Source organism: Achromobacter sp. NFACC18-2, from assembly GCF_900108985.1.
Taxonomy (GTDB): Bacteria; Pseudomonadota; Gammaproteobacteria; order Burkholderiales; family Burkholderiaceae_B; genus Achromobacter.
Window position 1 is genome coordinate 1 of the sequence record NZ_FNYM01000012.1, and the last position, 18,296, is coordinate 18,296.

Consider the following 18,296-nt stretch of genomic DNA (forward strand, 5'->3'; position numbering starts at 1 on the left):
AGCCGTAGATGTAGATCTTCAGCAGCACAGCCGGGTGATACGACGGGCGGCCGGTAGCTGCTGGCGCCGCCTTCTCAAATCCGAGCAATGCCAGGTTGAGCTCGTCGACGAATGCGTCGATTATGCGCACCGGGTTGTCGTCGGCGATGAAGTCATCCAGGCATTCCGGGATCAACGCTACCTGCTGCCGGTCCTGACCTTCGATGAATCGGGGCATGTCGACTCCCGGGATCGAGATACCAAACTCTATCTAGATCACCGTAGCGGCGTCAAAGAGTTTTCACACAGCCTCGGCCCGAACCGGACGCGGACGTCTGCACCTTGACCTTGATGGGCTTGGCCTTGGAGTACCCCGCCTCGGTCATCAGCTTGCGCGCGGCGTCCGGGTCGTACTTGATGTCGAACTTGGGATTGCCCCACCACGGGTGGCCCGGCGGCACCGTGCCCTTGGGTTCACCCATCATGCCGCCCAGCAGCTGCTTGAGCTCGCCGCGATTCACGCACAGGTTGGCGGCCTTGCGCACGCGAGCGTCCAGCCAGGGCGAGCCTTCCTTGAACGACAGTTGCCACGGCCACACATGCGGCTGCTCGTTGGAGTAGATGATGAAGCCGCGGCCCTTGATGGCCTCGAACGCATCCGGCGCGGGCGCCTCGATCCAGTCGACCTGGCCCGACATCAGCGCCGCGGTGCGCGAGTTGGCCTCGGGCAGCGGCAGCATCACCACGCGGTCGATCTTCGGCCGGCGCTTCTCGTCCCAGTAGCCGTCGAACTTCACGACTTCCAGGCGCTCGCGCGGCACGAACTTCGACATCTTGAACGGACCCGTGCCCGAGGCATCCGCCGCGAAGGCGGCCCACGCCTTCTGCGAACGCTCGGCCGCATCGGTCACCGACGCCGGCACCTCGGCCAGCTTCTTGTTCCATTGCGCGGGCGAGGCCATGTACAGATTGGTCAGGTTGATGGGCAGGAACGAATCCGGCTCGGACGTCGTCAGCTCCACCGTCATGTCGTCGATCTTGCGCGCGGATCTCAGCGTCGGCATGCGCGAGGCCGTCACGCCGACCTGGCTGGGATCGAATTGCGGCGCGCTCTTGTCCAGCACCTTGCCCACGTTCCACACCACGGCGTCCGCATTGAAATCGGAGCCGTCATGGAACTTCACGCCGGGACGCAGCTTGAAGACCCACTTGGTCTTGTCCGCGCCGTCCACTTCCCACGACACCGCCAGCGCGGGGATGAGCACGCTGGGCTCATCCTTCTTGGAGAGGTCCCATTGGGTCAGCCCGTCGTACATCGGAATGCCGGTAAAGCGATTGCCCTCGAAGCCCTGGTCGGGCTGGCCCAGCGTGCGGGGGATGTCGCCCGCCGTCATGCCGATGCGCAGCACCTTTTCGGCGTGCGCCGCGACGGGCGCGAGCGCCCCGGCGCCTGCGGCGGCCAGCGCGATGGCGGCGGCCAGGGTTTTGATGCGGATACTCCGTGTCTGCATTGTGATTCTCCAATGTCTTGCATGGGGTAAAGCCGTGGGAGGAATCCAACTCTGGCGCGGCGCCTGCCCGCGAGCGCGCGGCGCACGTGCACAGAGTTAGTACACAAAGTTTGTGTAAGCAATATCCATGCCATATGAAGAGGCCGCAGGCGCCCCGAGACAAGGCAGACAAGGGGTCAGGGAATACCAGAACGCCGGGCGGAGCCGGCCGCGGCACCAGGGCGGCGCACCGTGCGCCGCCTTGGTGCAGGCCCGCGAATCAGGGGGCGATGCCGGCCTGCGCCAGCATGGCGCGCAGCAGGACATTGCATCCCGCTTCCAGGTGATCGGGGCGCGCGTCCTCGATCTCGTTATGGCTGATGCCGTCCTTGCACGGCACGAAAATCATGGCGGTCGGCGCCACGCGCGCCAGATAGACCGCGTCGTGCCCCGCCCCGCTGACCACGTCCATGGCCGACAGCGACAGGTCGCGCGCACCGTCGCGCACGGATTGCACCAGGGCGGGCGCAAAGGGCTGCGGCGCAAAGTACACCACCTGCTCGACCTGCGCCGCCACGCCACGGGCCTGCGCCGCCTTTTCCGCCGCCGCCCGCAGGGCCGCGTCCATCGCCGACAGCGTGGCGTCGTCGGCCGCGCGCAGGTCCACCGTCATGCGCACGCGGCCCGGGATGACGTTGCGGGAATTGGGAAACACGTCCATCCAGCCCACCGTGCCGCGCGCATCGGGGGCATGCGCCAGCGCGATCTCGTTCACGGCATGCACCAGGTCGGACGCGGCCAGCAGCGCATCGCGGCGCAGCGGCATCGGCGTGGGGCCGGCATGCGCCTCCACGCCGGTCAGCACCACGTCGTACCAGCGCTGGCCCAGCGCGCCCGACACGACGCCGATGACGGTGTCGGCGGCCTCCAGCACCGGCCCCTGCTCGATGTGCGCCTCGAAATACGCGCCCACCCCGCCCGGTTGCGCGGGCGGCACGGCGTGCGCGCCGTCGTAGCCGATCGCGGCCAGCGCGTCGCGCACGCTCACGCCTTCCCGGTCCTGCTGTTCCAGCGCGTGCGCCAGCGTGAACGCGCCCGCGTAGACCCCGGATCCCATCATCACCGGCACGAAGCGCGAGCCTTCCTCGTTGGTCCACACCGCCAGTTCCAGCGGCGCCTCGGTCTGCACGCCGGCGTCGTTCAGCGTGCGCAGCACCTCCAGGCCCGCCAGGACGCCATAGTTGCCGTCGAACTTGCCGCCCGTGGGCTGCGTGTCGATGTGACTTCCCGTCATCACGGCGGGCAGCGCGGGGTTGCGCCCCGGGCGCCGGGCAAAGATATTGCCGATCGCATCCACGCGGACCTCACAGCCGGCCTCGCGCACCCAGCGCACGAAGAGGTCGCGTCCCTGGCGGTCCAGGTCGGTCAGCGCAAGCCGGCAGACGCCGCCTTTTTCGGTCGCCCCGATGCGGGCAAGATCCATCAGGGACTGCCACAGGCGCGCGCCATCGATGCGCAGGTCGGCCAAGGTCTCGGATGCGGGGGCAAGGCTCATGTGAACTCCTGGTAGGGAAACGGCCGCGGCGCCGCGGCCAGGCATGCGCACGATTCTGGGCTGTGTACCAGCGCCTTGCAAATACCGGCCGTCTTGCGGCCTTTCTCCTTGAAACCGGGGCCTTTACCAGATGGTCTGAACGTGCGGGTAATCGCGAATCTTCGTGTCGGCAGAGATCAAAGGCACCGAATGATGCCGCGCCGTCGCCACAATGATGCGGTCGGCGGGATCCTTGTGGAAGTCCCCGGGCAGGTCCACGGATTGGACCGAAATTCGCACATCCACCGGAACAAACCGAATCGCTGGCACCTGGGCAACCGTCTCCAGCCAAGCCTCTGCGTCCATGGTCAGTGCCAGACGTCCCGCCTTGGTCAACATGGCCACTTCCCATGCGCTGATGGCCGAAACCAGGATTTCGCCATCCTGCAGCTCAGCCTCGATCGCGTCGCGTGCGGGGCGACTCAACTGCGAGTCGCCCGCTGCCCACCACACCAGCGCATGGGTGTCCAATGCGATCATTGCGCAGCCTCCCACGCATCGTCGCCGACCGGAGACAAAGGGTCGTCAAACCGTATGACCGAGCCGCGCAGCACATCCAGCGGATCGCGCTTCGCCACGGCACGATACGGCCGAATTTCAAGGGCAGGCCTGCCGTGGTCGGTCACGACAATGGGCTCCCCCGTTGCTTCGACCTGCCGGAAAAGTTCAAGCGCACGCGCTTTGAACTCGGTTTTGGAAACGTGCTGGCTGGGCATGGCGCCCTCTCGGAAAATAGTCAGTTCAGGCGGTCATTTTACCAACAAATGACTATCAAAAATAGTCATTTTATAGCCGTCGCCCAGCCGGGCGTCGTCGTCACAAGCCGGATCCGCGCCCCGTTCAGCGCGCGGCACGGCCCGGGGCCGGCGGTTTGTCCAGCGCCCCCAGGATCTCGGCCGCCAGCCGCACCCGGGCCTCGTTGGGATAGTTGCGGTTGGCCAGGATGACGATGCCAAGCTTGCGCGCGGGCACGAAGGCCACATAGGCGCCAAAGCCGTTGGTCGAACCCGTCTTGTTGATCCAGGTATCGGCCTGCGGCGCCAGGGGCGGCAGCAAGGCCTTGGCCGGATGGCTCTGGCTGTTCAGGGTGCCGGCGTTGGCGGTCAGCAGGGTATCCAGCGCCACCGGATACGGAAACTGCTCCCACGCCATGTCCTGCGTCATCCCGCCCACCTGGTAATAGCCGACGTGGGTATCCGCGATGGCGCGGCGCACGTCCTTGTCCAGCACGTCCATGTCCATGCTGGCCTCGACGTAGCGCAGCATGTCGCGCGCGCTGGATTTCACGCCATAGGCCTCGGCCGCCAGCACGCCCGGATTCACGCGCACGGGCGCGCCCTGTTTGTTGTAGCCCTGCGCATACCGCGACGCCTTGGCCGCGGGCACATTGACATAGGTGCTGGACAGGCCCAGCTTCGGAAAGAGGTCTTTTTCCAATGCCTGGGCGAACGGCTGCTTCATGCTTGCCGCGGTGGCCACCCCCAGCATCCCGATGCTGGGATTGGCGTAGGTGCGCGTCGTGCCGGGCGCGTCTTCAGGCTTCCATGCCTTCAGGTACTGCATCAGCTGCACGTCGTCGCGCACCGCGTCCGGCACCTGCAGGGGAAACCCGCCCGTCGTGTGCGTGGCCAGGTTCAGCAGGGTCAGCTTGGCAAAGTCGGTGCCGGCCAGCTCGGGCAGGTGCTTGGCCGGACTGTCCGTCAGCGCCAGCAGGCCCTTGGCCTGCGCGTAGGCGGCCAGCGTCGCCGTGAAGGTCTTGCTGATCGAGCCCAGTTCGAACAACGTGTCCCGGTTGACCGCGCGCCGCGTCCCCAGCGATTCCACGCCATAGGTGAAGAAGCGTTGCCGCCCCTGGTGCGTGACGGCGATCACCATGCCCGCGATGTCATGCTGGCGGATGACCGCGCGGGCCGCCTCGTTGATGACGCTGTCGATGTAAGGCAGTTCGGAGCGCCCGAAGGCCGGGCCGGACACGGCGGCAAGCAGGCCGGCGCAGACGACGCCGGCGCAGAAGTGTCTGCGGATGTTCATGCAAGGTTCTCGGGGTGGCGCCAGACAGCCGGCGGGAGGCGCGGCGCGGCAATGCGGAATCGTACCGCGCCAACGCCCCCCCTGATCGCGCGCCCCATGAAAGCGGGCGAAGCGACGCCCCCTGCCCTGAACGCCGCCCGGACCCTTGCCTCACGCCAGCGCAGGCTCGGCAAGCGGGACGGTGGCGGCATCCAACCCCGCCGCGCCGCCCTGAACCGCTGCTCCGGTGTCCTTGTAGACCTTGCCGTCCTTCATGACCAGGACGATCCGGTCCGGATCGGCCAGCAACGCAAGGTTCTGTAGCGGATTGCCATCCACCAGGACGACATCCGCCATGTAGCCCGGCCGCAGCATGCCCAGCTCATCCGGCCGCTGCATGATCTGCCCGCCCAGTCGCGTTGCCGCCACCAGCGCCTCGACCGGACTCATGCCGATGTAGTCGACGAAATACTGGAGATCGTTGGCATTCGTGCCATGCGGCATCCAGGCAAAACCGTAGTCGCCGCCGGGCAGGATGCGTATGCCCCGTTTGTGCATCTTGCGCAGGCTCTCGGCCGCGATCTCGAGCTCGCGCTTGTAGCCCATGCGCTCGGCGACGGCGGGCGTGATGCCGTAGTCGGACGCGTGGTAGGCGGTGCGCACCAGCCAGCCGATGCCCGGGGCGACGAAGTGCTTGTCCTTGTTGGCCTCCAGCATGTCCAGCGCCTCGTCGTCCGCGAAGCTGGCGTGATAGATCATCTCGATGCCGTGGCGCACGCATTGCTTGACCGATTCGCTGGACCGCGCGTGCGCGGCGACGCGTTTGCCGTACCGCTTGGCCTCGTTCGCCAGCATGGCGATCTCGTCCTCGGCGAACGGCGACATCTCGGCCGGCAGGCCGGCGATGTACTCGCCCGAAAGGTTGATCTTCAGATGGTCGACGCCGTACTTGATGAAGGTGCGGACCGACCGGCGGATCTCCTCCGGGCCGCTGCACACGCTGCCAAAGCTCAGTTCCTCAAAGTGCATGTGGGGCAGCGTGTTGTCGCCCAGCGCGCCGATGGTCGTAATCTCCTGGCTGCCGGCCAGGTAGCGCGGCCCCGGACATTCGCCGGCCTCGATCGCGTTGCGCAGCACCACGTCCAGCCGGGGCTTGGCGGCGGCGGCGCCGATTGCCGAAGTCCACCCCATTTCCAGGTAGCGCCTGGCCACCCGCACGCACCATAGGATATGTTCTTCCGGCGGCATGAACTGGATGGCCGCCAGCGTGGGCTGGTCGTTCCAGGAAAAATGCGTGTGCGCCTCGGTCATCCCGGGCATGAGGAATCGGCGGTTGCCGTCGACGACGCGTGCGCCCTCGCGGCTGACCCGCTCGGGCAGGCGCGCGACCTCGGCGATGCGCGTGCCGTCCACCAGGACTTCGCCGTCGAAGACGTCCTCGCCGCTTCCATCGAAGACGACAACGTTGGTAATCGCAATTCTGGACATGAAAAGTCTCCTCGCGGCCCGTCGGGGGCCGGCATTCTTATGGGGGGGAGCGTCGGAATGTTCCGAAAAGACCCTAGCCGGACCGGGCCGCGTGAAACGCCGCGAATGCCTCAGCGCAGGCCTGGGGCTGCTCAAACGTGGTCCAGTGGCCGCAGCCTTGCAGGATCGTGTGTCGGCTGCCTGCGATGCGCCCCGCCATGGCCTGCACGTTGACCGGCGGCGCGACGCCGTCTTCGTCGCCCGTGACAAGCAGCGCCGGAATGCCGAGGCGTTCGAGGTCCGCGGCCTGCGCATCGGCAAGCGCTTCGCAGCTCTGCGCATACCCCTCCGGCGGCTGGCGCATCACGCTTTCGCGCACGAGGGCCAAGACGGCGGGCTGTTGCGCCTTGGTGCGGCTGCTGGTGGCGCCCTTGACGATGGCGTCGGCGATCTCCTGCAATGCCGCCTCGCCCTCCCGCGCCAACGCCGCCCGCGCCCGAATGCCGGGCCTGCCCGCATCGGGCGGCGAGGTCAGCGGGCCGAAGAGGGCCAGCGAACGGACCTTGGCCGGGTGTCGCAGGGCAAGATGCTGGGCCACGATGGTGCCCAGCGAGTGCGCCGCGACATGCACGGGCTCACCGCCCAGTTCATCGATCACGCGTGCCATCGATTCGACATAGCCCTCGATCGACAAGGGCCGACCCGGCAACGGCGATCGGGCGCTGCCCGGCAGATCCGGGCGGATGACCTGAAAGCCGGAAAAGGCGTCCATCAGGGGGGTCCAGGTGTTGGAGGAACCGCCCAGCCCATGGATGCACAGGAGCGAGGGGCCTGCGCCGTCGATTTCGACCGAGAGGCCATTGATGATGCGCGTCGTCATGCCTGCTCCTGGACAAATGCGTTTTCGATGGCCCCCAGGCCATCGATCTCCACCCGCACTACATCGCCTGCCGCCAGATAGCGAGCGGGCTTCATGCCCATCCCGACACCGGCCGGTGTCCCGGTGGCGATCACGTCGCCCGGATAGAGCGTGATGCCGCGCGAAATCGTTTCAATCAGGGAGGGAATGTCAAAGATCATGTTTTCGGTAAGGCCGTCCTGCCTGAGTTCGCCGTTGACCCAGCAGCGCACGCGCGTCCTGGTCCCATCGAACTCATCCGCCGTGACGATCCAGGGGCCCATCGGACAGAAGGTGTCGAACGATTTGCCCATGTCCCATTGTTGGTGCCGCATCTGCACGTCGCGCGCGGTGACATCGTTAATGACGGTGTAGCCGAAGACGTAGTCCAGGGCTGCGCCGCGCGATATGTTCTTGCCCGCCTTGCCGATGACCACGCCCAGCTCGGCTTCGTAGTCGATCTGTTCCGACACGCCGGTTGGCAGCAGGACCTGTGCCCGCGGCCCCACCACGCATTCCGGCACCTTGGTGAACACGATGGGCCAGGATTGCGGGTCCGCATCGTTATCCTTGAAAACCGACTCGGAGAGCTCCTTGGCATGCGCATGGTAGTTGCGTCCGACGCACCAGAGATTGCGCCGCGGACGGGGCAAGGGCGCGCGCAGGACCACGTCCGCCAGCGGCAGGGGCGCGCCCGCCTCCGCAAGCCTGCCGCCCGCCGCAAGCAGGTCGATCACGGCCTGCACGCCGATCTGCCTGGCCGCGTGGTCAAGCGCCAGCGGCGTCACCGACAGGCCATCGCCCGACACCAGCCCGACGCCGGGCTCCCCGTTGAATACGTAACTTGCAATGCGCACCGCAGTCTCCTTCAAGCCTTTGAAAATCGGTCGGCAGACTTTCGCCACACCGTTAGGCACCACTGTAAAGACGGCACGGGGCCGGCGCTTATCGCCGAGTGCGGGAACTTATCGCAGAGTCAGATGGCGTGCTAGGTGAATACACCTAGCCCCTGCGGGTACCTGAAAACGTGTCAAGCGCCCCTAAAATTCCCGAAAAAGGCCGGGGCACAACGAGGCTCCCCGACGGCGATGAACGCGCTCATCGTCCGACCAAAACCATGGAGACAATCATGCAAGAGACGTATGCCTTGCACGAAGGCGCATTTGGCCGCGCGGTCGTACTCGAATTGCGGGGCGACCTGATCGCCCACGCGCATGCCGAGGTGCAGCTGGCGCTTTGGCTGGGCGGCTCCAGAGCCGAGGCCCGAGTCGGGTCGAAGCTGGTGCGCTACAACGAGCACCTTGCGCTGGGCACGAACACCTATGAATCCCACGACGCGCGATTGCTCGATCGCTCGGGGCCTGCGGTGTTCCTCGTCTTGTACATCGCCCGGCCGTGGCTGGACGAACGCCGCGCCGCCACCGGCCGGCCGTTTCAGTTCGCCACGCCCGGCGTGCCCATCGACGCAGCTGTCCGCCAGAGCTGCTGGAGCCTCCTGGACAAGATCGTCGCGCCGCTAGGCCACACGCGCGACGATATCGACGCCGGGGTGCAGGCGCTGCTGCAGGCGGCGATCGAATCCTCCTCGCAGGCCGGACGGCCGCCCGGCATGGCGCCCCGGCCGCAAACGCTGGATCACCGGCTGCGCAGCGCCATCTCCTACATGCGCGAAAACGTCCACGAACCCGTTGCAGTGGAAGACATCGCGGCCAAGGTCGGCCTGTCGCGCGGCCATTTTTTTGCGTTGTTCCGCGACCAGCTCAACACCACGCCCCAGGTGTTCTGGAGCGCGGTCCGCGTGGAAGAAGCCGTACGCAGGCTTGTGCATCAGGAACAGCCGCTCACGTCGGTCGCCATGGACCTGGGCTTTTCCACTCCCGGCAATTTTTCGCGGTTCTTCCGCGATCACATGGGCGTTTCGCCCTCGCGCTTTCGGCGCGCGGCTTCAGGCGCGGCGCCGCACCTGCTGACCGGCGTTTCATGACGCGGGGTAGGTGGCAATGCCCCGCGGTGCACGGCCGGGCTCAGAGATGAATAGTCCCACGCAAGTACAGCGCCGCCTGGCCGCTGATGACCACGCGCCCGTTGTCCTGCACCTCGCACACGAGCTGGCCCTTGCGCGCCCCGCCCTGCTGCGCGGTAAGCATGCGCTTGCCCAGCCGCTGCGCCCAGTACGGCGCGAGCGAGGTGTGCGCGGAGCCGGTCACGGGGTCTTCGTTCACGCCCACGCGCGGGCCGAACCAGCGCGACACGAAATCGAAACTCGACGACGGCGCGGTGACGGCCACGCCGCGCACGTCGAAGGCCGCCAGCGCCGCGAAGTCCGGCTGCAGGCCGGCGATGAGCGCCTCGTCCTCGATCACCACCAGGTAGTCGTCCGTGCGGTACAGGGCCTGCGCGGCCGGCAGGCCCAGCGCCTGCAGCAGTCCGGGCGGGATCTCCTCGGCCTGCGGCTGTTTGGCCGGAAAGTCCATCGCCAGCCGGTCGCCCGCGCGTCGCACGCGCAGTTCGCCGCTGCGCGTGGCAAAGCGCAGCACGTCCTCGCCGGCGTTCAGTTGCTCGAAGAGCACATAGGCCGATGCGAGCGTTGCGTGACCGCACAGGTCGACCTCGACCGCGGGCGTGAACCAGCGCAGTTCGTACCCCTCGCCGTTGCGAACGAAGTAGGCCGTTTCGGACAGATTGTTTTCTTCGGCCATGCGCTGCAGGATGTCGTCGGGCAGCCAGGCATCCAGCGGCACGACCGCCGCGGGGTTGCCGCCAAAGGGCGTGGCGGAGAAGGCGTCTACTTGATAGAGATCGAATTGGGGCATGATGATTCCGGGGAATGTGTCGCGCGCGCGGCGCCAGACCGCATTTTGCTACATTTGAGGCCCCTGCCCGGACGCGTGCCACGACCGCCGCGTTCCCCGGGCGGGCGGCAGAAGAAAACCGCTTTCGACCACGGACCGACCATGCGCCTACCGTTTGCCGTTTTTGCTCGCCTTCCCGGCATCCCGGGTCTGAACGCCCGCCGCCTGCTGCCCGCAATGGCCGCGCTCGCCGCCATGGCCACGCTATTGGCCAGCGCGGGCGCGCAGGCGCAGCAGTGGTTCGACGTGCCGCCGCGGCCGGACCACCCCAACGTTTCCATCCGGATCGGCGCCCTGCCCGACACCCGGCAGGCGTCCGGCAACGCCAGGGGCAAGATGGAACTGCGCTACACCGCCGCCCAGAGCATCCCCGGCGCGGACAAGGGACGCGGCCGCTTCAACCGCTCGGTGACGGACGTGCTGTTCAATTGCCGCCAGTCGCGCGTGGGCTTTTTGCCGACGACCAGCTACTACATGGACGAAAGCCTGGTCGCCGCCATCAAGGACGAGGGCCTGGACGAAAGCCAGGTGCAATTCGTGCGCTTTCCCGACGGCAGCCCGCAGATGAAGGCATTGCAGGCCGCCTGCGGCAAATAGCCCGCCTACGCCAGCCTCAGCGTGCCGGGCGCGCGCAGCGGCGCCGCGTCCTGCCCGCGCCGCGCGCCATCCTCGGCCAGCCGGAACACGCCCACCGCCCGCACCAGCTCGCGGGCCTGGTCCTGCATGGAGCCCGCGGCGGCGGCCGCTTCTTCGACCAGGGCCGCATTCTGCTGCGTCACCTCGTCCATCTGCGCGACGGCGCGGTTCACCTGGTCGATGCCGCTGGCCTGTTCGTGCGATGCGGCCGCGATCTCCCCCATGATGTCGGTCACATGCCGGACGGCCGTGACGATCTCCTGCATGGTCGCGCCGGCGCCTTCGACCTGGCGTGCGCCCTCGCCCACCTTGCCGGCGGACTCCTCGATCAGGGCCTTGACCTCGCGCGCGGCCTGGGCGCTGCGCTGGGCCAGCGACCGGACCTCGCCCGCCACGACCGCGAAGCCCTTGCCCTGCTCGCCCGCGCGGGCCGCTTCGACCGCCGCATTGAGCGCGAGGATGTTGGTCTGGAACGCGATGCCGTCGATCACGGACACGATGTCGGAGATCTTGTGCGAACTGGCCGAAATGTCCTGCATGGTGCCCACCACGGCGGACACCGCGGCGCCCCCGCGCACGGCGATTTCTGATGCGCTGGCCGCAAGCTGGTTGGCCTGGCGGGCGTTGTCGGCGTTCTGCTTCACGGTGGAAGCCAGTTCCTCCATCGAGGCCGCCGTCTCTTCCAGCGACGCCGCCTGTTCTTCCGTGCGGCTGGAGAGGTCGGCATTGCCCGCGGCGATCTGGCCCGAGGCGCTGGAGATCGTTTCAGACCCATTCCTGATGGCGCGCACCGCGCCCGCCAGCCTGTCCTGCATGTCCTGCAGCGCATGGAGCAGGCGCCCGGTCTCATCCTTGGAACCGGCCTCGATGCGCTGGCCCAGGTCGCCGCCCGCCACGGTTTCGGCTGCCTTGACCGCGCGCGCGAGCGGACGGGTGATGGAGCGGCTGACCTGCCACGCAAACAGCGCGCCCAGCGCCAGCGCAAGGCCCGACAGCGCGAGGTTCAGGCGCTCGGCCTCCTCGATGACCGCGCGGCTGGCGAGGCCGGCTTCGTCCATGTCGGCGGACTGCTGGCGCGACAGCGCGATGATGTGATCCTGCAGGCTTTCCAGGGTGGGCAGGGTCTCTTGCAGCAGGCGCTGGCGGGCGGCCTCGCGCTCGCCGCTGCGCAGCATCGCGCCCACTGACTGGAACGACTTCACGTAGCGGCCCCGCGCCGCTTCCAGCGTGCGCAGCCGGTCGCTGGCGTCCGGCGTCTTCATCAAGGGGCGCAGCGTGGCCAGCGCCTCGTCGATGCGCTGGCGGTTGGCGTCGATCTGCTGGAACAGCTTGTCGGCGGCCGCCGGATTCGCGTCGACGAACAGTTCCAGGTTGAGCCGCGCATTGGCGCGCGTCGTCACGTCGACCGTCGAGATGGCGCTGGCCTTGATCCAGGTCTCCTGGGTGATCGTGCGGTTGATGTTGCCGATGCGCGTGAGCTCGTAGTGCGAAACGCCGGCCAGGGCCAGCAACAGCGCCAGCACGGCGCCAAAGCCCAGGGCCAGGCGCGAGCCGATGGCCAGGTTGACGAAATAGGTGCGGAGGGTCTTCATGGGGTCTTTCGTCCAGGAGCGTCGATCTCCAGTCATCGCCGTGCAATCAGGCACAGCGCCAGCACACGGAAATGTCATAGGCCATCGAACAAGGGAAAACCCTAGTGTATTGTTCCTGACACATTTCGCAAACATTTACGTGGCGGATGTTTGCGCTCGGACAAAGACAACCGACTGCCTGCGCGCCACGGCGACATTGCTAAGATCGGCACAACGTCCCGCACCGCCCGGTGCAGCACTGGGAGACCCCGCATGAAACCCTTGGAAAATGGCGTGGATGTCGCACTGGCGACGCAGGCGGACGACACCCTCGTGCAGGCGTTCGCGCGCCTGCTGCCCCAGTTGTCACAGAGCGCGCCGCCCCTGTCCAAAGCGGACCTGGATGAAATCATCCATGCCCCGTGCAATCACCTGTTCATCGCCACGATGGGACCTGACCGGCGCATCGTGGGCACGCTGACGCTGGTGCACTTTCGCATTCCCACCGGCGTGCGCGCATGGATCGAGGATGTGGTGGTGGACACGCAGGCGCGTGGGCTGAAGGTTGGCATGGCGCTGACGCGCGCGGCCATTGCCAAGAGCCGCGAACTGAAGGCCCGCACGCTGGACCTGACCTCCAATCCGGGACGGCTGTCGGCGCACCACCTGTATGAGTCGGCCGGCTTCGTGATGCGCGACACGCGCGTCTACCGCTACCAGGGCTGAACCGCCGCGGCTATTGGTAGCGTTCGCGATAGCCCACCGGCGACATGCCGCAGTACTTGTTGAAGATGTCGCGAAAGGCCTTGGTGTCGTTGTAGCCGACCTCGTACATGACCTCTGCGACGCTCTTGCGCGAGGTCTCCAGCCGCTGCTTGGCGGCTTCGACGCGCACGCGCTGCAGGTATTCGACGATGCTGTTGCCCGTGGCCTGGCGGAACCGGCGTTCCAGCGTGCGGCGGCCCAGCGCGTGGCGGCCGGCCAGTTCCTCGACCGTGATCTTTTCCGGATAGCGGCCTTCGATGTATTCCTGCACCGCGCGCACGATGTCATCGGCATGCGACTTCTGGCCCATGAAGACGGAAAACGGCAACTGGCTCTGGCGGCTCCAGTCCAGCTGGAAGTACTTGGCGCACCAGATCGCGGTGTCGCGGTCGGTGTATTTCTCGATCAGGTGCAGCACCAGATGCGCCGCCGAGAACGCGCCGCCGCTGGTGTAAACCCCGTTTTCGGCCAGCACCACGCGGTCGCTGGTCCACTGCACCGAGGGAAACAGGCTGGCATAGAGGTTCTGCGCCACCCAATGCACGACCGCCTGCTGGCCGTCGAGCACGCCGCCCGCCGCGAGCAGCGCGGCGCCGACGCAGAGGCTGGCGACCTCGCCCCCGTTGCGGTGATGGCGCGACAGCCATTCGATGAGTTCGCGATTGGACAGCACGGCGTCCGACACCGACCCCAGCAGCGGGGGCGCGATGCAGATGTCGATGTCGGTGGCGTCGGCCAGCACCATGTCGGCCACCACCTTGATGCGTCCTTCGTCCAGGCTGACCTCGCGCGTCAGGGCCAGCGTGCGCACGTGAAAGCGCGGCTCGCGGCCATGGGCGCGCAGGTATTCGTTGGCCACCATGAATCCGTGGCGCGCGGTTTCCAGGGACGCAATATTGGCCCCTTGTGGCAGCAGGAACGCGACGTTTTTCATGTCGCCAAGCATACCGCCGCAGGCTGACGCAATCCACCCGCAAGATTGTCGCAATCTCCTATCTGAAAGCGGCGCCGATCCCGATACAGTGGCACCAGCCGGTCCAGAAATCCGGACGGCGGCCCGGACGGCTTGCGGGCGTCCCGGCTCGAACCAGAACAACACGGACGTGAGGAGTGATCGATGGACAAATACATAGACGGTTTCCTGCTGTGCGTACCCAAGGCCAACCTGGAGACGTACAAGAAAATGGCGCAGCATGCCGAGGGCATCTGGCGCGAGCACGGCGCGCTGGACTACCGCGAAGGCGTGGCCGATGACATCGACGGCGAAGGCTTTGCGTCGTTCAGCGCGGCGGCCGGCGCGCGCGAGGGCGAGGTCGTGGTGTTCGCCTGGATCCTGTATCCCAGCAAGGAAGACCGCAACCGGATCAACGCCAAGGTCATGGCCGACCCGCGCCTGGCGGACATGTGCTGCGAAGGCGTCTTCGACGTCAAGCGCATGTGCTGGGGCGGATTCGCCACCCTGGTCGGCAACTAGCACAACTCGCACGCAAGGCCCGCGCCGCGCACACCGCCGCGGCCGCGGCCGCGCGACAACCTGGAGACACATCATGGCCACCCAAGCAGTCAAGCCCATCCCCGACGGCATGCACACGCTGACGCCGCACATCGTGTGCGAGGGCGCGTCCGACGCCCTCGCCTTCTACAAAAAAGCGTTCAACGCCGAGGAGCTCATGCGGCTGCCCGGTCCCAACGGCAAGATCATGCACGCGGCCGTGCGCATCGGGGACTCGGTCCTCATGCTGATGGATGATTTTCCGGAATGGGGCAGCCTGGGGCCGAAGGCGCTCAAGGGCACGCCCGCCGTCCTGCACCTGTACGTGACCGACGCGGACGCCGCCATCGCGCAGGCCGTTGCCGCCGGCGCGCAGGTGACGATGCCCGCGGCCGACATGTTCTGGGGCGACCGCTATGGGCAGGTGGTGGATCCGTTCGGCCACCGCTGGTCGATCGCCACCCACAAGCAGGACCTCACGCCCGAGGAAATCCAGCAGAACATGGCGAAGATGGGCGCAATGGAAGGCTGCGGCGACCCGGCCAAGCGATAAGCGTGCGGGGCGGCCCGGCCAGGCGGCGCGCGCCGACCGGCCGCCCGCCTGCCCCAGGGTCCGCTACTTGGGCGCGGGTTGCGGATACGCGCCCAGGAAATCCAGCTTGCCGATCGGCACGCCCGCCTGGCGCAGGATGCCGTAGGCGGTCGTCACGTGGAAGTAGAAGTTCGGCAGCGCGAACGTCAGCAGGTAGTCATCGCCCTGGAACTCGGGCTTGAATTCGCCGAAGCTCAGCGTGATGCGGCGGCCTTCGGCGCCCTCGATCTGTTCCGGCGTCACGCTTTGCAGGTAGGCGACCGTGTCGGCGATGCGCTGCTGCAGTTGTGCGAGCGTGGTCTCGTTGTCCGGAAACTTCGGGGCCTCGCCCTGCGACAACCGCTGCGCCGCGAATTTCGCGGCGTCGCTCGCGCGCTGGATCTGGCCCGACAGCGGATACATGTCGGGCGCGAGGCGCGCGTTCACGAGCTGGGCAGGATCGATGCCCGCGGCCTGCGCGTGCGCGGCGGCTTTTTCGAGCAGCGCGGCCAGCACATTCAGGCCGCGGAGAAAGACAGGCACGGACGCCTGGTACATGGACAGGGGCATGGCGATGATTTCCGTCAGGGTGATGGGCCCGGCGCGCCGCGCTCCGGACGCCGCGGGACTGCCGCGATGTTACGCCGCGCCAGGGCTGGCTGGCCACCGGCAGCGTCGACATGACCATTCTTCGCGTCCGAACAATGCGCCGGGCCGTTCGGGCGCCGGCTGGAAAGCCCCTGACCCCGTCACCCTGGCATCCCTGCACCCGCCGTGACCGCCGCGCCCACGCGGCGCTGGGTCTGGAAGAACCGCCACACCAGCGCGGACGCATCCGGCCCGGTGCGCGCGTGATACCGCACGGCGGGGTCGCCGCCGCTCCACGCATGCTCCAGCCGCGTGATCTCGCACAGGCGCAGCACCGTCTTGCGGCCGCGCATCAGATCCACCCGGCGGTAGGCCTTTTCCGTCCCCAATCCCATCACCCGCTCGATCGGCAAGACATGCGGGTCAGGGGCATTCACGGCGCGGAACTGCTCGAACAGCTGCTTCGCATTGCGCGGGGCGACGGCCGGATCGAGCTGGCCGTGCAGGATCAGCGCGGGCATGCCGAGCTGAAACACGGCGGGGTCCGCCACCGACGCCAACAGCGGCACCAAGGGCTTGATGCTGCCCCGGCGCATCGTGCCGATCCCGCCCGCCGCGCTGTGCGCATCGCCCACGACCGGCCCCGAGTGCATGGCCACCGCCGCGATCAGGCGGGGATGCCGCAAGGCGACCAGCGCGGCCATGCCCGCGCCGGCCGACAGGCCCGCCACGTAGACCCGCTCGGGGTCCAGGCCATGGCGCTCGACCTCGTTACGGATCAGGGCCGCGATCAGGTCGGCCTCGGCGCCGCCGTGATCGTCGTTCGGCTGGAACCAGCGCCAGCAGCGCTGCACCTGGCGCGTCAAGGACTGCTGCGGATACAGCACCATGAAACCGCCGGCGTCTGCCCACTGGTTCATGCGCGACCCTTGCGCGAACGCCGACGACGTCTGCCGGCAGCCGTGCAGCATCACGACCAGCGGCCGGCCGCCGGGCGTTTCCGTCAAAGGGGTATAGCGGGCGAAAGCCAAACGGCGTCCCGCGCCGTCGGAGAATTGGCGCGAGGCTTCCCAACGCCCGGCGCCCAGCGAGGCCGCGGCAGGCGCTGCCGCCCGCCCCGCCCCGGGCGCACGGGCCGTCTTGACTGCTTTGACTGCCTTGGCCGTCTTGCGCGCCGTCGTCGCGCGCTTGCGCGGCGGCTTGGGCGTGGCCATGCGCATCGCCGCGCGCTGCAGGCGCGAGATCTTTTTTGCCGCTTTGAAAAACAGACTGCTGAAACTGCGCGCCATGGCTGGGGCCTGTTCGGTAGATGCTGTTTGCCGCACGGCCCGGCGGGCCAAGGGGCGCGGCGCCGGACGGCAGTCGTCGCGGCCTGGCCGCTCCGCAAGGCGGATGCCTGGCGCCGGATGCGGGCGCCACGCCGGCGATGCAGCCAGGGCGCCGTCTCTGCCGCGGCGGTCCGCGCGGCTGTCCGCCAGGTGGGCCGCCAGTTCGTTCGCGTGTTAAATGTATCACAGAGTAACCAATCGGCCGCCTCGTGAACGGTCGGTCGCGGCCCGCGCCGTTTGCACCAGATCAAACCCGCGCCGCATCCGTCGACGCCAGGCCGCGCGCGCCCTTGAGCGCCCGCGGCAAAAGGCCTATGGTGGACGACTTGTTCCACGCAGGCGCCGATATGTTTCCCAACGACCGTCCCCAGACCCTGGGCGAAGAAATCGCCAACAGCATCAGCCACGGGCTGGGCGCAGCCGGCGCGCTGGCCGGCACGCCGCTGCTCATCGCGGCCGCCGCGCGCCAGGGCGATGCGGCCTTCATCGCCGGCGCCGCGGTCTTCGCGGCCTCGATGTGCCTGCTGTACCTGGCGTCCGCCATCTATCACGCGCTGCCCCGCTGCCGCGCCAAGCAGATCTTCAACGTGCTGGACCACTCGGCCATCTACCTGCTCATCGCCGGGACCTACACGCCGTTTGCGCTGGGCGCGTTGCGCGGGCCCTGGGGCTGGACCCTGTTCGGATTGGTCTGGGGGCTGGCCCTGCTGGGCGTGGGCCTGAAGGCCAGCAAGCGGCTCAACCGGCCCGCGCTGTCCACCGGGCTGTACCTGGCGATGGGCTGGATCGTCGTGATCGCCGTCAAGCCCTTGCTGGAGCGGGTGCCCTCGGGCGGCCTGTGGTGGCTGGTGGCGGGCGGCCTGGCCTACACGGGCGGCGTGGTGTTCTTCGTGTTCGACAACCGCTGGCGCTACAGCCATTTCATCTGGCATCTGTTCGTGCTGGCGGGCACGGTCTGCCACTTCTTCGCGGTCTTCTGGTACGCGGCCTGACGCGCGGCCGCATCCGGCGGGCGTCGTGGACACGCTCGGCGACGCCGTCCACCGCGCATTCGT

19 protein-coding genes and 1 pseudogene are annotated in these 18,296 nt (G+C 67.6%); 6 read left to right on the forward strand and 14 right to left on the reverse strand.

From position 1 onward, the window contains the following. From BMW75_RS18250 to BMW75_RS18290, 9 genes and pseudogenes are all read right to left on the reverse strand, one after another. Nucleotides 1-217, reverse strand: a 217-nt coding sequence (locus BMW75_RS18250; protein WP_139208566.1) for a transposase, incomplete at its 3' end; no start/stop codon positions are given. A gap of 73 nt (nucleotides 218-290) precedes the next feature. Continuing rightward, nucleotides 291-1,490, reverse strand: a pseudogene (locus BMW75_RS18255) (ABC transporter substrate-binding protein); the annotation flags it as partial. A gap of 259 nt (nucleotides 1,491-1,749) precedes the next feature. Then, nucleotides 1,750-3,024: a Zn-dependent hydrolase gene (locus tag BMW75_RS18260; RefSeq protein WP_092581301.1), complete on the reverse strand. Its 1,275-nt coding sequence runs from the start codon at nucleotides 3,022-3,024 to the stop codon at nucleotides 1,750-1,752. Between the two features lie 123 nt (nucleotides 3,025-3,147). Next, nucleotides 3,148-3,543 carry a type II toxin-antitoxin system VapC family toxin gene (locus tag BMW75_RS18265; protein WP_092581302.1) on the reverse strand — a complete coding sequence of 132 codons (396 nt, stop codon included), beginning with the start codon at nucleotides 3,541-3,543 and terminating at the stop codon, nucleotides 3,148-3,150. Next, nucleotides 3,540-3,779: a type II toxin-antitoxin system Phd/YefM family antitoxin gene (locus tag BMW75_RS18270; protein ID WP_092581303.1), complete on the reverse strand. Its 240-nt coding sequence runs from the start codon at nucleotides 3,777-3,779 to the stop codon at nucleotides 3,540-3,542. Before BMW75_RS18270 ends, BMW75_RS18265 begins: the two co-directional genes overlap by 4 nt. Nucleotides 3,780-3,903: 124 nt before the next feature. Beyond that, nucleotides 3,904-5,094, reverse strand: a complete 1,191-nt coding sequence (blaAMZ, locus tag BMW75_RS18275; RefSeq protein ID WP_092581304.1) for an AMZ family class C beta-lactamase — start codon at nucleotides 5,092-5,094, stop codon at nucleotides 3,904-3,906. 150 nt (nucleotides 5,095-5,244) lie between these two features. Beyond that, nucleotides 5,245-6,561, reverse strand: coding sequence for a metal-dependent hydrolase family protein (locus BMW75_RS18280; RefSeq protein ID WP_092581305.1), 1,317 nt, complete (start codon nucleotides 6,559-6,561; stop codon nucleotides 5,245-5,247). A 73-nt stretch (nucleotides 6,562-6,634) separates the two neighbouring features. Further along, nucleotides 6,635-7,420, reverse strand: a complete 786-nt coding sequence (locus tag BMW75_RS18285) for an alpha/beta fold hydrolase (protein WP_092581306.1) — start codon at nucleotides 7,418-7,420, stop codon at nucleotides 6,635-6,637. After that, on the reverse strand, nucleotides 7,417-8,295 hold the full coding sequence (locus BMW75_RS18290) for a fumarylacetoacetate hydrolase family protein (RefSeq protein WP_092581307.1): 879 nt from the start codon (nucleotides 8,293-8,295) through the stop codon (nucleotides 7,417-7,419). The genes BMW75_RS18285 and BMW75_RS18290 overlap by 4 nt, the downstream gene beginning before the upstream one ends. 272 nt (nucleotides 8,296-8,567) lie before the next feature. Here BMW75_RS18290 and BMW75_RS18295 point away from each other — a divergent pair, with 272 nt between their 5' ends. Continuing rightward, a complete protein-coding gene (locus BMW75_RS18295; RefSeq protein WP_092581308.1) occupies nucleotides 8,568-9,422 on the forward strand; it encodes an AraC family transcriptional regulator in 855 nt (284 codons plus the stop codon). A gap of 40 nt (nucleotides 9,423-9,462) precedes the next feature. Here BMW75_RS18295 and BMW75_RS18300 read toward each other — a convergent pair whose 3' ends face one another. Continuing rightward, nucleotides 9,463-10,251, reverse strand: a complete 789-nt coding sequence (locus tag BMW75_RS18300) for a PhzF family phenazine biosynthesis protein (protein ID WP_092581309.1) — start codon at nucleotides 10,249-10,251, stop codon at nucleotides 9,463-9,465. 141 nt (nucleotides 10,252-10,392) lie between these two features. Between BMW75_RS18300 and BMW75_RS18305 the strand changes: the two genes are divergently transcribed. Continuing rightward, nucleotides 10,393-10,887 carry a hypothetical protein gene (locus BMW75_RS18305; RefSeq protein WP_139208567.1) on the forward strand — a complete coding sequence of 165 codons (495 nt, stop codon included), beginning with the start codon at nucleotides 10,393-10,395 and terminating at the stop codon, nucleotides 10,885-10,887. 5 nt (nucleotides 10,888-10,892) lie between these two features. Here BMW75_RS18305 and BMW75_RS18310 read toward each other — a convergent pair whose 3' ends face one another. Next, on the reverse strand, nucleotides 10,893-12,518 hold the full coding sequence (locus BMW75_RS18310; RefSeq protein WP_092581311.1) for a methyl-accepting chemotaxis protein: 1,626 nt from the start codon (nucleotides 12,516-12,518) through the stop codon (nucleotides 10,893-10,895). Between the two features lie 252 nt (nucleotides 12,519-12,770). On the opposite strand from BMW75_RS18310, the gene BMW75_RS18315 reads away from it, so the two are divergent. Then, nucleotides 12,771-13,223, forward strand: a complete 453-nt coding sequence (locus BMW75_RS18315) for a GNAT family N-acetyltransferase (RefSeq protein ID WP_092581312.1) — start codon at nucleotides 12,771-12,773, stop codon at nucleotides 13,221-13,223. A 10-nt stretch (nucleotides 13,224-13,233) separates the two neighbouring features. On the opposite strand, the gene BMW75_RS18320 is transcribed toward BMW75_RS18315, so the two are convergent. Next, nucleotides 13,234-14,208 (reverse strand): GlxA family transcriptional regulator, encoded by a 975-nt coding sequence (locus tag BMW75_RS18320; protein WP_092581313.1) that lies wholly within the window; start codon nucleotides 14,206-14,208, stop codon nucleotides 13,234-13,236. A 171-nt stretch (nucleotides 14,209-14,379) separates the two neighbouring features. Between BMW75_RS18320 and BMW75_RS18325 the strand changes: the two genes are divergently transcribed. Together BMW75_RS18325 and BMW75_RS18330 are read left to right on the forward strand one after the other, a co-directional pair. Beyond that, nucleotides 14,380-14,736, forward strand: coding sequence for a DUF1428 domain-containing protein (locus tag BMW75_RS18325; RefSeq protein ID WP_092581314.1), 357 nt, complete (start codon nucleotides 14,380-14,382; stop codon nucleotides 14,734-14,736). A 73-nt stretch (nucleotides 14,737-14,809) separates the two neighbouring features. Continuing rightward, a complete protein-coding gene (locus BMW75_RS18330; RefSeq protein ID WP_092581315.1) occupies nucleotides 14,810-15,307 on the forward strand; it encodes a VOC family protein in 498 nt (165 codons plus the stop codon). A 63-nt stretch (nucleotides 15,308-15,370) separates the two neighbouring features. Here the strand turns inward: BMW75_RS18330 and BMW75_RS18335 are convergent, their stop codons facing one another. Together BMW75_RS18335 and BMW75_RS18340 are read right to left on the reverse strand one after the other, a co-directional pair. Next, a complete protein-coding gene (locus BMW75_RS18335) occupies nucleotides 15,371-15,895 on the reverse strand; it encodes a DUF1993 domain-containing protein (RefSeq protein ID WP_076520207.1) in 525 nt (174 codons plus the stop codon). Nucleotides 15,896-16,074: 179 nt separating this feature from the next. After that, complete coding sequence (locus BMW75_RS18340) at nucleotides 16,075-17,202, reverse strand: extracellular catalytic domain type 1 short-chain-length polyhydroxyalkanoate depolymerase (protein ID WP_092581316.1); 1,128 nt, start codon at nucleotides 17,200-17,202, stop codon at nucleotides 16,075-16,077. Nucleotides 17,203-17,588: 386 nt separating this feature from the next. On the opposite strand from BMW75_RS18340, the gene BMW75_RS18345 reads away from it, so the two are divergent. After that, nucleotides 17,589-18,233 carry a PAQR family membrane homeostasis protein TrhA gene (locus BMW75_RS18345; RefSeq protein ID WP_076522029.1) on the forward strand — a complete coding sequence of 215 codons (645 nt, stop codon included), beginning with the start codon at nucleotides 17,589-17,591 and terminating at the stop codon, nucleotides 18,231-18,233. Nucleotides 18,234-18,296: the final 63 nt, after the last annotated feature.

Bases quoted from the DNA above. Each gene is read 5' to 3' on its own strand.
- BMW75_RS18345 (WP_076522029.1), top strand. From the start codon at position 17,589: ATGTTTCCCAACGACCGTCCCCAGACCCTGGGCGAAGAAATCGCCAAC.
- BMW75_RS18280 (WP_092581305.1), bottom strand. From the start codon at position 6,561: ATGTCCAGAATTGCGATTACCAACGTTGTCGTCTTCGATGGAAGCGGC.
- BMW75_RS18310 (WP_092581311.1), bottom strand. From the start codon at position 12,518: ATGAAGACCCTCCGCACCTATTTCGTCAACCTGGCCATCGGCTCGCGC.
- BMW75_RS18335 (WP_076520207.1), bottom strand. From the start codon at position 15,895: ATGCCCCTGTCCATGTACCAGGCGTCCGTGCCTGTCTTTCTCCGCGGC.
- BMW75_RS18265 (WP_092581302.1), bottom strand. From the start codon at position 3,543: ATGATCGCATTGGACACCCATGCGCTGGTGTGGTGGGCAGCGGGCGAC.
- BMW75_RS18320 (WP_092581313.1), bottom strand. From the start codon at position 14,208: ATGCTTGGCGACATGAAAAACGTCGCGTTCCTGCTGCCACAAGGGGCC.
- BMW75_RS18260 (WP_092581301.1), bottom strand. From the start codon at position 3,024: ATGAGCCTTGCCCCCGCATCCGAGACCTTGGCCGACCTGCGCATCGAT.
- BMW75_RS18300 (WP_092581309.1), bottom strand. From the start codon at position 10,251: ATGCCCCAATTCGATCTCTATCAAGTAGACGCCTTCTCCGCCACGCCC.
- BMW75_RS18305 (WP_139208567.1), top strand. From the start codon at position 10,393: ATGCGCCTACCGTTTGCCGTTTTTGCTCGCCTTCCCGGCATCCCGGGT.
- BMW75_RS18340 (WP_092581316.1), bottom strand. From the start codon at position 17,202: ATGGCGCGCAGTTTCAGCAGTCTGTTTTTCAAAGCGGCAAAAAAGATC.
- BMW75_RS18325 (WP_092581314.1), top strand. From the start codon at position 14,380: ATGGACAAATACATAGACGGTTTCCTGCTGTGCGTACCCAAGGCCAAC.
- BMW75_RS18295 (WP_092581308.1), top strand. From the start codon at position 8,568: ATGCAAGAGACGTATGCCTTGCACGAAGGCGCATTTGGCCGCGCGGTC.
- BMW75_RS18285 (WP_092581306.1), bottom strand. From the start codon at position 7,420: ATGACGACGCGCATCATCAATGGCCTCTCGGTCGAAATCGACGGCGCA.
- blaAMZ (WP_092581304.1), bottom strand. From the start codon at position 5,094: ATGAACATCCGCAGACACTTCTGCGCCGGCGTCGTCTGCGCCGGCCTG.
- BMW75_RS18270 (WP_092581303.1), bottom strand. From the start codon at position 3,779: ATGCCCAGCCAGCACGTTTCCAAAACCGAGTTCAAAGCGCGTGCGCTT.
- BMW75_RS18330 (WP_092581315.1), top strand. From the start codon at position 14,810: ATGGCCACCCAAGCAGTCAAGCCCATCCCCGACGGCATGCACACGCTG.
- BMW75_RS18315 (WP_092581312.1), top strand. From the start codon at position 12,771: ATGAAACCCTTGGAAAATGGCGTGGATGTCGCACTGGCGACGCAGGCG.